Origin of the sequence: Sphingobium xenophagum (assembly GCF_031457465.1) — a bacterium.
GTDB classification, from domain to species: Bacteria; Pseudomonadota; Alphaproteobacteria; order Sphingomonadales; family Sphingomonadaceae; genus Sphingobium; species Sphingobium xenophagum_A.
In genome coordinates this window covers 22197-36259 of record NZ_JAVDWV010000012.1, presented here as the reverse complement: position 1 = coordinate 36259, position 14063 = coordinate 22197, and the positions used below count along the sequence as shown (strand labels likewise).

The window sequence follows — 14063 nt, the reverse complement described above, 5'->3', positions numbered from 1 at the left end:
GGCCCTCTCCTTAGCGTGGGGGAATGGCCGACATGCACGCATCCCCCGCTTCGCCCTCCGTCATTCGCCGGTCGGACTATCGCCCACCCGACTGGCTGGTGCCTGACATTGCGCTCGATTTCGACCTCGATCCCGCGCGCACCCGCGTTCGCGCAACGCTCATCGTCACGCGCAACGGCGATCATGACAGGCCCTTGCGGCTCGACGGCGATGGCCTGATCCCGCTGGAAGTCCGCATTGATGGCGAAGCTGCCACGCCCGACCAATGGCATATGGAAGCCGGCTACTTGTCCGTGTCGCTGTCCGGTTCGGCGCGTAAAGTCGAAACGCTTGTCGAACTGGCACCGGAATCGAACAGCAAATTGATGGGCCTCTATGCCAGCGGCGGCCTGCTCTGCACCCAATGCGAGGCAGAGGGGTTTCGCCGCATCACCTTCTTCCCCGACCGCCCCGACATCCTGTCGCGCTATGATGTGACGCTGCGCGCGGACAAGGCGCGCTTCCCTATATTGCTTTCCAACGGCGATCCGGTGGAGCAGGGGGAGGGCGACGCTGGACAGCATTGGGCACGCTGGGTCGATCCCTTCCCCAAGCCCTGCTATCTGTTCGCACTCGTCGCCGCCGACCTTGCCTGCAACGCCGACAGCTTCGTGACGATGAGCGGCCGCGACGTGCAATTGGGCATCTGGGTGCGCGAGGCGGATCTGCCGCGCACTGGCCATGCTATGCAGGCGCTCAAAAATTCCATGGCCTGGGACGAGCGCGTCTATGGCCGCGAATATGATCTCGACGTATTCAACATCGTCGCCGTCGCCGACTTCAATTTCGGCGCTATGGAGAATAAAGGCCTCAACATCTTCAATTCGCGCTATATTTTGGCCGACCCCGAAACCGCGACCGATATCGACTATGATGGCGTCGAAGGCGTGGTGGCGCATGAATATTTCCACAACTGGTCGGGCAATCGCGTCACCTGCCGCGACTGGTTTCAACTGAGCCTCAAGGAAGGCTTCACCGTCTTTCGCGACCAGAATTTCTCGGCCGATATGGGCAGCCACGCGGTCAAGCGCATTGAGGATGTGCGCATCCTTCGCGCGGCGCAGTTTCAGGAGGATTCTGGACCGCTCGCCCACCCGGTGCGCCCTGAATCCTATATGGAAATCAGTAACTTCTATACCGCGACCATCTATAATAAGGGCGCGGAGCTGATCCGCATGATCGCCCTGATGCTGGGGCCGGAACGCTTCCGCGCGGGCACCGATCTTTATTTCGACCGCCATGACGGCCAAGCCGCCACCTGCGAGGATTTCGTTCTGGCGATGGAGGAGGGCGGCGAGATCGACCTCAGCCAGTTCCGCCGCTGGTATGAACAGGCGGGAACCCCGCACGTCCGCGCCACGCTTGATCATGATCCGATGACCCGGACGGTGAACCTGCATCTCCACCAGTCGCTTGCCCCCACACCGGGCCAGCCCGACAAGGCCCCGATGGCGATCCCGCTGCGCGTCGCCCTGTTCGATCCTGCGACCGGCACCCATCATGGCGACGAACTGCTGATGCTCACCGAGCCGCAGCAGAGCTTCAGCTTCCCCGACTTCGCCACGCCCCCGATCCTGTCGATCAATCGCGGCTTCTCCGCCCCCGTGATCATCGATACCAACCGCAGCCAGGACGATCTCGCCTTCTTGTCGGCGCATGATGACGATCCATTCGCCCGCTATGAGGCGATGCAGCAATTGATGGTCAATATATTGGTCGGCCGCATCGCGGGACAGCCGATCGATGAAGCGGCCGTGATCGCGGCGATCCGTCAGGTCATTACTGACCCGCTGCTCGACCCTGCCTTCGTCGCCGAAGCCATCCGTCTGCCCAGTGAAGCCTATCTCGGCGACCAGATGGCGCACGTCGATCCCGACGCGATCCACGCCGCGCGCGAGGCGCTCCAGCAGCGAATCGGCGCGGAATTGGAGCCGGACTGGCGTGCAATTCATGCCCGGACCAGAGCCGCCGAATTTTCCATCTCCGCCGCCGCCAAGGGCGCGCGCAAGCTACGCAACAGTGCGCTTGGCTATCTGGTCGCCTCCGGCGCAATGGACGGCCCTGCCATCGCCTTCGTCCAGTTCGAGCAGGCCCATAATATGACCGAGCGGCAAGCGGCGCTGGCGATTCTTGCCAATGGCGACAGCGCCGAGCGGGTGGCGGCGCTCGACATCTTCTATAATCGCTATGGGGCCGACGCGCTGACGCTCGACAAATGGTTCCAGACCCAGGCCTTTGCGGTCCATCCCGACACGGTCGATCTGGTCGAGGAATTGGGCCGGCACAAGGACTTCACGCTGGCCAATCCCAACCGCGTCCGCGCCCTCTATGGCGCGTTCACCGGCAACCAATGGGCGTTCCATCATATATCGGGCAAGGGCTACAGGCTGGTGGCGGACTGCATCCTTGCGCTCGACCGGCTCAACCCGCAAACGGCGGCGCGCCTGGTGCCGCCGCTCGGCCGCTGGAAGCGCTTCGATGCAGCGCGCGGCGCACTGATGCGGGGCGAACTCGAACGCATATTGGCACAGCCCGGTCTATCGAAAGATGTGACGGAGCAGGCCAGCAAGAGCCTGGAATATCAGGATAGGGTCCGCCCGCGTACAGCGGGCGGACCCTCAATCAGTTCTTCATCGCTGCGACCCAGGCCGCGACATCGCCAGCCACCTTGTTGGCAGCCAGATTGAGCGGCGTGCCGACCGTCATCGACGTGATCTTGCCGCCCACCGGCTGGCTGGCGGTGAAACGCTGCCGGGCGAGGGCAACGCCATTGGGCGTGGTCAGGACGGCGTCATAGGTGACCACCGCGCTATTCCCCGGCGCATCAAGGCCAAAGGCAATCAATTCGCCCGTCAACCGCTGGCCGCCATCGCCCGAAAACTGGCCCGAATCGAGCACCACCCGGTCGGTGGTTGCGGCAATCGTCTCGGCCAACAAGCGGCGGAACAGATGACGCGGCGTATCCGCCCATTGCACATCGGTCACATAGGCGACCGAGGTGGGGCTGGTCTGCACCGGCACCCGCACCGTATCCAGCATCTTGGGCGCATCAGGATCGGACACGATCAAGGTGCGCCCGGCACCCGCGCGCTGCGCTGCGCCCGCCGGAACCTTCTGCGTCGCATCCAGCGTCAGCAGCCGTTCGGGCACCTTGCCGCCGATGGATACACAGCCCGACAGCAGGACGGCAGCGGTCAGTGCCGCGAGGGCAGCAGTGGGTTTCGCATGGAACATGATCCGCATCTCTTTCATCATGGCTTATAGTCCGGCAGCTTGGGCGATCCGACCAGCGAACCGGCGCCCTGCTGGTCCAGCTTCTCGGCAACGCCGCGGAAGGCGCGCGACATTTCGCGCAGGTCGCGCACCAGTTGGTTCACTTCCGGCATGGTCTGGGTGCTGAATGCCTCGACGCCCGGCCGCGCCGCGCCGATCGTCTTGTCCAGCGTATCAATGCTGCGGGTCGCCGACTGCACGCTCTTGCGCAGGTCGGCCATCAGCGGCTTGCCTTCCTCGTTCAGCATCGCGTCCGTGGTGGCGGCCAGCTTGCCGATCTGTTCAACCGCAACACCCGTGCGCTGCACCGCAATGCGCGCTTCGGCTAGGGTTGCCGCTATCTCAGGACTACGATCTGCCAAGGCACCTGACACGCGCTCGACATTGGCCAATATGCCCGCGATCGACTGCTGATTCTTGTCGCTCAACACTTCGGTCAGCCGCTCGGTCAGCGTCGACAGCCGCTCCAGCAATTGCGGCGCGCTGTTGAGCAATTCGCCCAGCGCGCCCGGCTTGGTCGGGATCACGGGTATGCCATCGGGGCATACGGCTTGGGGATTTTCCGCCGGACAGATGATCGGCGGCGCGCCCTTGACCGCGCCGTCCAGCACCACTTCGCTGACGCCGGTAAAGCCGACGCCCGCGATGCTGGCGGTCGTGCCTTGCAGGACCGGCGTGCCGTCCTTCACGGTGATGCGAACCTTGACGAAGCCGGGATCGCGCTTCCACAATTCGATCGCTTCGACCTGGCCCGAAGGTACGCCAGCATAGTTTACGCTCGACCCCTTCGCGAGGCCGCTGACCGATTGTTTGAAGAAAATATCATATTGCTTGTTCTGCCCGTCGGATATGCGGGAGAACCAGAAGGCCGCGATGATGATAGCCGCCAGCAGCAGCAGCGTGACCGTGCCCACCAGCACATGGTTGGAGCGGGTTTCCATATCCTATAGCCTTCCGTCCGGCGGGGTCTGTTCCGCCTTGTTCTTTTCCCGCGATACTGCCGCCGTCGCCGCACGGCCACGCGGCCCGTTAAAATATTCCTGGATCCAGGGATGGTCGAGCGCCAGCAGTTCATCGATCGTACCAACCGCGATCACCTTCTTGTCGGCCAGCACCGCCACCCGGTCACAGATGGAATAGAGCGTATCGAGATCATGGGTGATGAGAAAGACAGTGAGGCCCAATGTCTGCTGCAATTTGCGCGTCTGTTCGTCGAACGCCGCCGCGCCGATCGGATCGAGGCCCGCCGTCGGTTCGTCGAGGAACAGCAGGTCCGGGTCCAGCGCCAACGCACGGGCCAACCCTGCGCGCTTCTTCATGCCGCCCGACAGTTCCGACGGATATTTCGGCCCCGCCTCGGCGGGCAGGCCCGTCATGCGGATCTTGTAGGCGGCAATTTCGTCACGCAACTGCGCCCCGATATTGGGATAATATTCGCGGATCGGTACTTCGATATTTTCCGCGACCGTCAGCGTGGAAAATAGCGCGCCGCCCTGAAACAGCACGCCCCAGCGCTTGCGGATCGCCAGCGCATCATCATCCAGCCGACCGACCATCTGTTCGCCAAAGACCTCGATCTCGCCTTCACTGGGCGTCTGCAGCCCGATGATGGCGCGCATCAGCACGGACTTGCCGGTGCCTGATCCGCCGACCACGCCTAATATCTCGCCCTTGCGCACGTCGAGGTCGAGCGCATCATGGATGACCTGGTCGCCAAAGGCGTTGCGGATGCCGCGCACGCAAATGGCAATATCGGACTGTTCGACCGCCTGGGCGAGCCGCTGTTCCTCGGCCTGTCGCTGTTGCTCTTCGCTCATCAGTTCCACCCTACCCAGGTGAAGAACACCGCGAAGAAAGCGTCGATGACGATGACGAGGAAGATCGCCTGAACCACAGCGGCGGTGGTGCGCAGCCCGACTTCCTCCGCATTGCCCTTCACCTGCATCCCCTGGAAGCAACCGGAAATGGCGATGATCAGGCCGAACACAGGGGCCTTGATAAGGCCCACCCACAGATCGGTTATCGGCACGACTTCGCGCAGCCGCTGGAAGAAAGTGATGGGCGGAATGTCGAGCGCGACCGCGCAGAGAAAGGCACCGCCCAGGACCGACAGGATCGACGCATAAAAGCCCAGCAGCGGCATCATGATGATGACGGCGAGCGTGCGCGGCAAGACCAGTGCCTCCATCGGCGACACGCCGATGGTCCGCATCGCGTCGATTTCCTCGGTCAGCTTCATCGTGCCTAATTGCGCGGCAAAGGCGGAGCCGGAGCGGCCAGCGACCATGATCGCGGTCATCAATACGCCAAGCTCCCGGAAGGTCAGCCGACCGACCAGGTTGATGGTCAGCATCTCCATGCCGAACTGGCGCAATTGCACCGACCCCTGCTGGGCGATGACGATCCCGATCAGGAAACTCATCAGGCCGATAATGCCGAGCGCGGACACGCCCACAACTTCGAACCGTTGCACCACCGCGTTCACGCGCAAACGGCTGGGATGCCTGATCAGGCTCCAGGCCGCGACCAGCGTCGCGCCGAAAAAGCCGAGCAGACCGAACATGGTCGACCCGGCGGCGCTCACGGCTTCCCCAATCTGGCCCACGACGCGGCGCAGGGCCGGAACGCTATCGGGATGGATCGACACCGGATCATCGAGCGCGCTGACCGTGTCGATCAGCTTCTGCGCATCCGGCCGCGCCCCGCTGATCTCGCTGCCCAGGCGCTTGGCGGTGCGATGCACCGTCCACGCGCCGATCGTGTCCATATGATCGACGTCGGACAGGTCGATCGTGCCGACCGGACCCTGTACGGCATCCAGCCGGTCGGGCAGGTCATGCAGCGATGCGATCGCCAGCGAACCGGACAGCCGCAGCACGCTGCCGCCGTCGCTTTGTTCTTCGGCCAGTGAAGCGGCTTTATTCATGCGATGGGATTAGTGGTCCAATATCGGTTGCACGGCAAGCCGAAACGGCCCATCCGCAAGTCCGAACGAAGGGCAGCGATAAAAGTTTCGGACACGGCATGACGCACCGGTTGGCAATTTACGACATGGATCGCACGGTGACGTTCAGCGGCACCTATACCGGCTTCCTCATTCATGTGGCGCGGGCGATGGCCCCGTGGCGGCTGATCCTGCTGCCCTGCGTCGTCCTGCTGATGCTGGCCTATGTCCTCAAGCTGCTGTCGCGCCAACGGCTCAAGGAACTCAATCAGGCCTTGATGATCGGGTTCCATGTGGAACGCGCCCGATTGATGCCGCATGTCGAAAGCTATGCCGACAAGGTGCTGGCGACCAATCTGCGCGCCGATGCGGTGGCGCAGATCGCGCGCGACCGCGCCGATGGTTATCGCCTCGTCCTCGCTACGGCCTCCTACCGCCTTTATGTCGAACCAATCGCCCGGAGGCTGGGTTTCGACGCGGTCATCGCGACCGACCATCTCTCGCAGGATCTGCGCTATGTCCGCGCCAAGATTGCGGGCGAAAATTGCTACGACACCGGCAAGCTGCGGATGATCAAGGCCTGGATGGCGGCGCAGGCGATCGACCGCACCCAGACCCATATCCGCGCTTATTCCGACCATGTGTCGGACGCGCCGATGCTGGAATTTGCCGACGTCCCCATTGCCTCCAACCCGCACAAGCCGCTCGCCAAACTGGCGGCGGTGCGCGGCTGGACACGGGTCGACTGGAATTAAGACATAGGCATCCGTTCGTTTCGAGCGAAGTCGAGAAACACTCGAACCGAACCGATATGTCGGTCTAGCGCATCGCCGACCGCGCCAGCGCGTCGCAATCCGCATCGCTGGCGCGCGGCACCTTGTCGCCGCCGATCGCATCACCGATCATCTTGATGATGCCCTTGGCCGATCGCGCTTCCTTGGGTACCTGAATATCGGGCGCCTTGATCGTGCCTTGGATCGGCACCGTGCCTTTCAGCCGCAACAGGCTCCCCTGTTTGGGTTGCCCGCTCAGCGTCAGCGCCAGCGCCTCGTCCGACAGGCGAATCGTGCCGGTGGCGCGTGTCTGCGCGCGTGACGTGTCGATCAGCACCGGATTGGTCCGCGCCACGCCGCCTTTGACGTCGAACCGCGCCACCATGCAGCGCAGCACCGCCATCTTGTCCTTGTCGATCGTCAGCCCCTTGCCGACATCCTGCCCCATCAACGCGGCGGTGCGCGCGGGGATCGACCCGTCCTTGGCCACCAGCGCGATCGTGCCCGATGATTGCCCCACCGCCTGGCGGATGGTGCGCCCCGGCCCATTGAGCGCGATGCGCCCGACAAGCCCGCCGTCGATCCGCGTTTCGGGAAAGAAATCGAGCAGCCGCGCTGATCGCAGATCAAGCGCCAGATCGAGTCGCGGCCCGCCGTCGCGCTGATCCACCGCCATCCGCCCGCTTAGCACGCCGCGGGTCAGGTCCATCCGCAACGGTTCGACCACCAGCCGGCTGCGCTCCAGCGACAAGACGCCCTTGAGCGACCGGAACGGGCTGGACCCCGGCCATAGCAGCCGGTCGGCCTGTATCGCCAACCGCCCATCGGTGCGCGCCATCTTGCGCAAGTCGATGGCGGTATCGGGGATCAGCCGGTCGCCCAGCCGTGCGCGCTTGGCCGCAGCCTTGCGTCGGCCTTCATCCGAAGACAGGTCGTTGAAATCCAGTTGCGCCGCGCGGATCACGCCGTCGATCCGGGTGCGGCCCTCGCGCTTGCGCACGGTGGCATGGCCCGCAATCTCGGACCGCCCGATCGTACCTTCAAGCGATTCGATGATCCAGTCCGGCCGCTCGCGCACAACCTGCGCCGTCAGCCGCACGGGCTGGGTGCCCGGCAACCCCGCCTCGATAATCGCGTCCAGCACCCGCAGGTCGATCGCATGGCCCGTCACCTTGCCGCGCAAATGGCCGATGTCGAGCGGCCCGTCCATCATGCCATCGAACGTCAGGCCCACGGCATCGCCCGCAATCTCTGCGCGGAATGGCCAGCGCGTCCCCGCCTTATGCCCCAATATCGGCGCGCCGCTGGCGGTGACCGTCACGGGATAGCCGCGCACATCGCCCTTGCCCGACAGGCGCAGCCCCTTGCCATCGACGGCCAGCGCCGCATCCATCGACCGGCCGCGCTTGTCGTCGCGATAAGCGACGCGGCTGTCGCTGACGGTCAGGCTGCGGAGCGCCGGGCGTCGGCCCTTGCGCTCATCGCCACCGCTCCGCTCCCCGCTCCAACTTTCGCGCCCATCGGCTGCGCGATAGAAGTTCAGGCGCGCGCGGCGCAGGTCCAGCGTCTCGACCACCGGCCCGCCCGTCAGCAGCGCCAGCGCCGAAAAGCCCACCCGCGCCTCGCCGATACGGGCGAGATCGCCATCGCCCTTGGCCCAATCGGGCTGCGGCACGCGCATATCGGTCAGGCGGACGACGGGATGAAAGGACAAGCGATCCTCGCGCGTCATCGTGCTGATCGTGACGGGCTTGCCGATCCGCGCCGATAGCCGCGCCTCGATCCGGTCCTTGAACATGCCCCAGGGGAAAGCTGCCAGGAGTAGCGTCGCAATGACCAGCAATATCGCCAGCCCGGCGCCAATGCCTATGGCCCATCGCGATCCCCGCTTTGCGTTCACCAACACCCCCTCCTGTCCCCCGATCATTGTGTCGCACCCAACGCACGACTCGTCCTAGGGTTCAGCCGCGCACGGGCGAGATCAGCGGCTGGCCTGCAAAATGCGCCGTCAGATTGGCCAGCAGCATCTGCGCCATATGCGCCACCGCCTCATGCGTCGCCCCGCCGATATGCGGGGTCAGCACGACATTGGGCACATCGGCCCAGCGCGCGGGATCGGTCGGTTCGGGATCATAGACGTCGATAGCCGCACCCCCCAATCGCCCGGACGTAAGCGCCGCGATCAGCGCCGCCTCATCCACCAACTGCCCCCGCGCGACATTGACCAGCAATCCCTCCGGCCCCAGCGCGTCCAGAACCGCGGCGGAAATCATGCCGCGATTGCTCTCATCCGCCCGCGCCGCGACCAACAATATGTCGCTCTCGCGCGCCAGCGCATCCAGACTGGCGACACGCGGCCAGGGGAGGCGGGGCTTCTCGCGCGGCCCCCACCAGCTGACTTGCATCCGCATCACCTGCGCCCGTTCCGCGACCGCAATGCCGATCGACCCCATGCCGACGATGCCGAGCTTGGCGCCGCCCATCGACCGGGTCCGTGTCTTGGCCGCCATCGTCCATTGGCCGCTCCGCACATGCCGGTCGCCGCCCACGATCCAACGCCGATGTGCGATCATCAGGCCGATCGCATGATCGGCGACATCCTGCGCATTGGCGTCGCCCGCATGGGTCACCGCAATGCCGCGCTCCCGCGCTAGCGCCAGGTCCACCCCGTCATAGCCGACAGTGAAGCAGGCAATCAGCGACAGGCGCGGCATCGCGTCGATCAGCGCCCGCTCCAGCACGAACTCGCCCGCCCAGATCACCGCGTCCACCCGCGCCAACGCCGCCGCGTCGGGTTCTTCCCACAGCGCCATGACGTCATAATCCTGCGCCAGCAGCGGCACGACCGGGGCCAGCAAAGCCTGGCCCACCAACAAAACAGGTCGCGTCATGGCCTTACCCGATCGCCCGCAACGCTTGCGCAAAGTCCGCGATCAGATCGTCGGCATCCTCGCAGCCGATCGAGATGCGCACCATATTGTCGCCAATCCCCAACGCCGCCTTGCGCGCGGCCGGCACCGACAAATGCGTCATCGCGGCGGGGTGGCTCGCCAGCGTCTCGGTCCCGCCCAGGCTGACCGCCAGCTTGGCGATCTTGAGCGCATCGAGAAAGGCGAACGCCTCCGCCTCGCCACCGTTCAGATAGAGCGAGAAGGTCGATCCCGCCCCGGTGCAATGCCGCTCGTAAATATCGCGCTGCCGCTCGGTTTCGGGGAAACCGAGATACACGATCTTCTCCACCTGCGGTTGCTCGCGCAGCCAGGCGCATACCTTCGCCGCATTCTCGCCCGCCCGGCTCATCCGCAATTCCAGCGTCTCCAGGCTGCGCATCAGCATCCACGCCGAATGCGGGTCCAAAATCGTGCCGATCGTATTGCGCATCAGCCGAATCGTGGTGATCAGCGCGCTGGACCCCAGCACCCCGCCCGCAACCAGATCGCTATGCCCGCCCGCATATTTGGTCAGGCTGTAGATCACCAGATCCGCGCCATGGGCCAGCGGCTTGAGCCACAAAGGCCCCAAAAATGTATTGTCGATCGCGATCGGCGGCACATGGCTTTCGCCTTCGAACAGGGAGTTGCGCCGCGCAACCACCGCTTCGATGTCGACCAGCACGTTGGTCGGATTGGCCGGGCTCTCCAGATAGATCATCGCCACCCGGCCCAGCCCCTTGGCCTTCTCGATCACCGCGCCAATCTCGTCAGCGCTCGCGCCAGCGGGAAAATCGAGCCACTGCACTCCGAACTTGCCCAATATCCGCCCGATCAGCGACTCCGTCGCGGCATAGAGCGGCGCGCTATGGACGATCACGTCACCCGGCTGGACCATCGCCAGCAGAGTGGTGGCGATCGCCGACATGCCGCTCGAAAAGAGCAGCGCATCCTCGGCTTCTTCCCACACCGACAACCGATCCTCGGCAATTTCCTGATTGGGACCATTGAAGCGCGAATAGACGAGCCCTTCGGACCCGCCCGGCCTGATGCCCGTCACCCCTTCGAAATGCCGCTTGCCCGCCGCCGCGCTCTCGAAGGCGAAGGTGGAGGTCAGGAAGATGGGCGGTTTCAGCGATCCTTCGGACAGGGTCGGGTCATAGCCATGCCCCATCATCAACGTCGCGGGCTTCAGCTTGCGCCCGTCAATCTCCATGATCGGCGGCTTGGGACGGCGGCGGTTGGACTCGACACCGGTCAGATCGGCTTCACTTTCGCCAGACATATCATATCTCCTGCATGATGCGGCATCTGCTGCGCCGCTCTTGATGGCACGATGGTAACGCAGGGACAGGTCGGACGGCCAGAGGGGAGGGACATAAAATTTTACCGACGTGGACTTAAATTACGCGACCGCGCCGTGCAGATCATCGCCGAATATCCACGCGCGAAGACGCGGAGCGCGCGAAGGGTCGGCTATTCCCTCCGCGTCTCTGCGTCTCCGCGCGAACCCTTCTTCCAGCCCATGTCGTGACAGGCTTGGGCCGACTCCCTACATCCTCCCCATGGATGCTCTCCCCCAAGTGCTGGAAGACTGGTTCGCCGCCCGCGACTGGGCGCCGCGCGCGCACCAGCGCGCCATGCTCGCCGCCGCGCGCCGGGGTGATCATGCGCTGCTCGTCGCGCCGACCGGCGCGGGCAAGACGCTGGCGGGCTTCCTGCCGACGCTCGCCCACCTCATCGACCACCCGACCGACCGGCTCCACACCCTCTACGTCTCGCCGCTCAAGGCGCTGGCCGTGGACGTCCGCCGCAATCTCCTGACGCCGATCGAGGAGATGGCGCTCCCGATCCGCGTCGAGACCCGCACCGGCGACACGCCCTCGGACCGCAAGGCGCGCCAGCGCGTCAAGCCGCCCCACATCCTCCTCACCACGCCCGAATCGCTCTCGCTGCTGCTCAGCTATCCCGACGCTACCTTGATGTTCGCCGATCTGCAGACCGTCATCGTCGATGAAGTCCACGCCTTCGCCACACAAAAGCGCGGCGATCTGCTCAGCCTGTCGATGGCGAGGCTGCAGACGATCAACCCCGCCCTGCGCCGCGTCGCTTTGTCCGCCACCGTGGCCGACGTCGATGCCTATCGCGCCTGGCTCGCGCCCGATGGCGATATCGATACGGTCGCGGCGGTATTGGGGGAAGCGGGAGCGGAGCCGAACGTCACCATCCTCATCCCCGAAGGCCGCGTCCCCTGGTCGGGCCATTCGGGCAAATATGCCGCCAATCAGGTGATGGCCGAAATCGCCGCCCATCAAACCACGCTCGTCTTTTGCAACACGCGCGGCCTTGCCGAACTCATTTTTCAGGAGCTTTGGACAGCGAACGACGCCAACCTGCCCATCGCCATCCACCATGGCAGCCTGTCGATCGAAGCCCGGCGCAAGGTCGAGAGCGCGATGGCCGATGGCAGGTTGCGAGCGCTGGTCGCCACGGCGTCGCTCGACCTTGGCGTCGATTGGGGCAATGTCGATTGCGTCATCCAGATGGGCGCACCCAAAGGCTCGTCGCGCCTGCTCCAGCGGATCGGCCGCGCCAACCACCGGCTCGATCAGGCCAGCGAGGCCATCCTCATCCCCGGCAACCGCTTCGAATATCTCGAAGCCCGCGCGGCCCTCGACGCGGTGGAGGCGGGTGAGCGCGATGCCGATGATTTCCGCATCGGCAGCCTCGATGTGCTGGCCCAACATATTATGGGCCTCGCCTGCGCCGGTCCCTTTCACGAAGCGGCGATGCTCGCCGAAATCCAGTCCGCCACGCCCTATAGCGCGCTGACGCCGGACGCTTTCGCCTCCGTCCTGCATTTCATCGAAGGCGGCGGCTATGCCCTGCGCGCCTATGATCGGTTCAAACGGCTGGCGCAGGATGCGGATGGCACATGGCGCGTCGCCCACCCCCGCTTCATTCAGCAGCATCGACTCAACGCCGGGATCATCGTCGATCAACCCGCGCTCGCCGTCCGCTTCGCCAACGGCCGCAAGCTCGGCACGGTGGAGGAGGGCTTCGCCGCGCAACTGGCCCCCGGCGACAGCTTCTTCTTCTCCGGCATGGCGCTGGAAGTGGTCAAGATGGACACGACCGATCTGGTCGTCCGCGCCACGTCCAAACAGGCGCGCATCCCCAGTTGGGGCGGCAGCCGCATGGCCATGTCAACGCGCCTCGCCGACCGGGTCCGCGCCTTCCTCGCCAGCCCCGACCAATGGCACCGCTTCCCGTCCGACGTGCGCGAATGGCTGGACATGCAGAAACTCCGCTCGGTCCTGCCGCAATCGGGCCAACTGTTGATCGAAACCTTCCCGCACGAAGGCCGCCATTATCTCGTCTGCTACAGTTTCGAAGGCTGGAACGCGCACCAGTCGCTCGGCATGTTGCTCACCCGCCGGATGGAGAGCCAGGGTCTCATGCCCTTGGGTTTCGTCGCCAACGACTATGCGCTCGCCGTCTATGGCCTCAAACCCGTCACCGACCCGCAAAGCCTTTTCTCCGCCGACATACTCGACCATGAATTTGTCGATTGGGTCGAACAATCGAGCCTGCTCAAACGCGCTTTCCGCGACGTCGCGGTCATCTCCGGCCTGATCGAGCGCCAGCATCCCGGCAAGCGCAAGACCGGGCGGCAGGTCACTTTCTCCACCGACCTCATCTACGACGTGCTGCGCAAATATCAGCCCGACCATCTGCTCATCAAGGCCGCCTGGGCCGATGCCCGCGCGCGCATGACCGATGTCGGGCGACTGGGCGACCTGATCGACCGGGCGGCGACTACGATGCTGCATGTCACGCTCGACCGCGTCAGCCCGCTCGCCGTGCCCGTCCTCATCCTGATCGGCCGCGAGCAGGTCGCGCAGAGTGCGGCCGAGGATGCCTTGCTGATCGAAGCCGAAGCGCTGGTGGCACAGGCAATGCGCCCGGACTGACTATTGCTGCGGCAATGATCGAAAATCCCACTATCTGAAAGCTAGATAAGCCGTTTCTCTTGCGGACCTTACGGGTCCATCCATCGTTTCCCAGTCCGAGGGGTGTCGATCGCCACGATCGACAAAACAA

At 64.6% G+C, this 14063-nt stretch carries 9 protein-coding genes and 1 pseudogene; 3 read left to right on the top strand and 7 right to left on the bottom strand.

Translation table 11 applies throughout. From position 1 onward, the window contains the following. Window positions 1-23 precede the first annotated feature (23 nt). Window positions 24-2618: pseudogene (gene pepN / locus J2W40_RS13345) on the top strand (aminopeptidase N); the annotation flags it as partial. A 43-nt stretch (window positions 2619-2661) separates the two neighbouring features. On the opposite strand, the gene J2W40_RS13340 reads toward pepN, so the two are convergent. Genes J2W40_RS13340 through J2W40_RS13325 form a run of 4 tightly spaced genes read right to left on the bottom strand, consistent with a single transcriptional unit; the run spans window position 2662 to window position 6238 of the window. Continuing rightward, entirely contained in the window at window positions 2662-3294 is a 633-nt protein-coding gene (locus J2W40_RS13340) for an ABC-type transport auxiliary lipoprotein family protein (RefSeq protein ID WP_409050375.1), read from the bottom strand. Further along, window positions 3291-4253 carry an MlaD family protein gene (locus tag J2W40_RS13335; protein WP_310225588.1) on the bottom strand — a complete coding sequence of 321 codons (963 nt, stop codon included), beginning with the start codon at window positions 4251-4253 and terminating at the stop codon, window positions 3291-3293. The genes J2W40_RS13340 and J2W40_RS13335 overlap by 4 nt, the downstream gene beginning before the upstream one ends. Before the next feature lie 3 nt (window positions 4254-4256). Then, window positions 4257-5129 (bottom strand): ABC transporter ATP-binding protein, encoded by an 873-nt coding sequence (locus J2W40_RS13330; RefSeq protein WP_310225587.1) that lies wholly within the window; start codon window positions 5127-5129, stop codon window positions 4257-4259. After that, complete coding sequence (locus J2W40_RS13325) at window positions 5129-6238, bottom strand: MlaE family lipid ABC transporter permease subunit (protein ID WP_310225584.1); 1110 nt, start codon at window positions 6236-6238, stop codon at window positions 5129-5131. Before J2W40_RS13325 ends, J2W40_RS13330 begins: the two co-directional genes overlap by 1 nt. Window positions 6239-6336: 98 nt before the next feature. Between J2W40_RS13325 and J2W40_RS13320 the strand changes: the two genes are divergently transcribed. Continuing rightward, window positions 6337-7011 carry an HAD family hydrolase gene (locus tag J2W40_RS13320; RefSeq protein WP_037473352.1) on the top strand — a complete coding sequence of 225 codons (675 nt, stop codon included), beginning with the start codon at window positions 6337-6339 and terminating at the stop codon, window positions 7009-7011. 64 nt (window positions 7012-7075) lie between these two features. On the opposite strand, the gene J2W40_RS13315 is transcribed toward J2W40_RS13320, so the two are convergent. The 3 genes from J2W40_RS13315 to J2W40_RS13305 all read right to left on the bottom strand — a co-directional run bounded on the left by J2W40_RS13315 (window position 7076) and on the right by J2W40_RS13305 (window position 11244). Next, entirely contained in the window at window positions 7076-8929 is a 1854-nt protein-coding gene (locus tag J2W40_RS13315) for an AsmA family protein (RefSeq protein ID WP_310225581.1), read from the bottom strand. A gap of 61 nt (window positions 8930-8990) precedes the next feature. Then, window positions 8991-9920, bottom strand: coding sequence for a 2-hydroxyacid dehydrogenase (locus J2W40_RS13310; RefSeq protein WP_310225579.1), 930 nt, complete (start codon window positions 9918-9920; stop codon window positions 8991-8993). 4 nt (window positions 9921-9924) lie between these two features. Further along, window positions 9925-11244, bottom strand: a complete 1320-nt coding sequence (locus J2W40_RS13305) for a cystathionine gamma-synthase family protein (protein ID WP_310225577.1) — start codon at window positions 11242-11244, stop codon at window positions 9925-9927. Window positions 11245-11524: 280 nt separating this feature from the next. Between J2W40_RS13305 and J2W40_RS13300 the strand changes: the two genes are divergently transcribed. Continuing rightward, window positions 11525-13933 (top strand): ligase-associated DNA damage response DEXH box helicase, encoded by a 2409-nt coding sequence (locus J2W40_RS13300; RefSeq protein WP_310225575.1) that lies wholly within the window; start codon window positions 11525-11527, stop codon window positions 13931-13933. The last annotated feature ends 130 nt before the right edge of the window (window positions 13934-14063 follow it).

Bases quoted from the DNA above. Each gene is read 5' to 3' on its own strand.
- J2W40_RS13310 (WP_310225579.1), bottom strand. From the start codon at position 9,920: ATGACGCGACCTGTTTTGTTGGTGGGCCAGGCTTTGCTGGCCCCGGTC.
- J2W40_RS13305 (WP_310225577.1), bottom strand. From the start codon at position 11,244: ATGTCTGGCGAAAGTGAAGCCGATCTGACCGGTGTCGAGTCCAACCGC.
- J2W40_RS13320 (WP_037473352.1), top strand. From the start codon at position 6,337: ATGACGCACCGGTTGGCAATTTACGACATGGATCGCACGGTGACGTTC.
- J2W40_RS13325 (WP_310225584.1), bottom strand. From the start codon at position 6,238: ATGAATAAAGCCGCTTCACTGGCCGAAGAACAAAGCGACGGCGGCAGC.
- J2W40_RS13340 (WP_409050375.1), bottom strand. From the start codon at position 3,294: ATGATGAAAGAGATGCGGATCATGTTCCATGCGAAACCCACTGCTGCC.
- J2W40_RS13335 (WP_310225588.1), bottom strand. From the start codon at position 4,253: ATGGAAACCCGCTCCAACCATGTGCTGGTGGGCACGGTCACGCTGCTG.
- J2W40_RS13300 (WP_310225575.1), top strand. From the start codon at position 11,525: ATGGATGCTCTCCCCCAAGTGCTGGAAGACTGGTTCGCCGCCCGCGAC.
- J2W40_RS13330 (WP_310225587.1), bottom strand. From the start codon at position 5,129: ATGAGCGAAGAGCAACAGCGACAGGCCGAGGAACAGCGGCTCGCCCAG.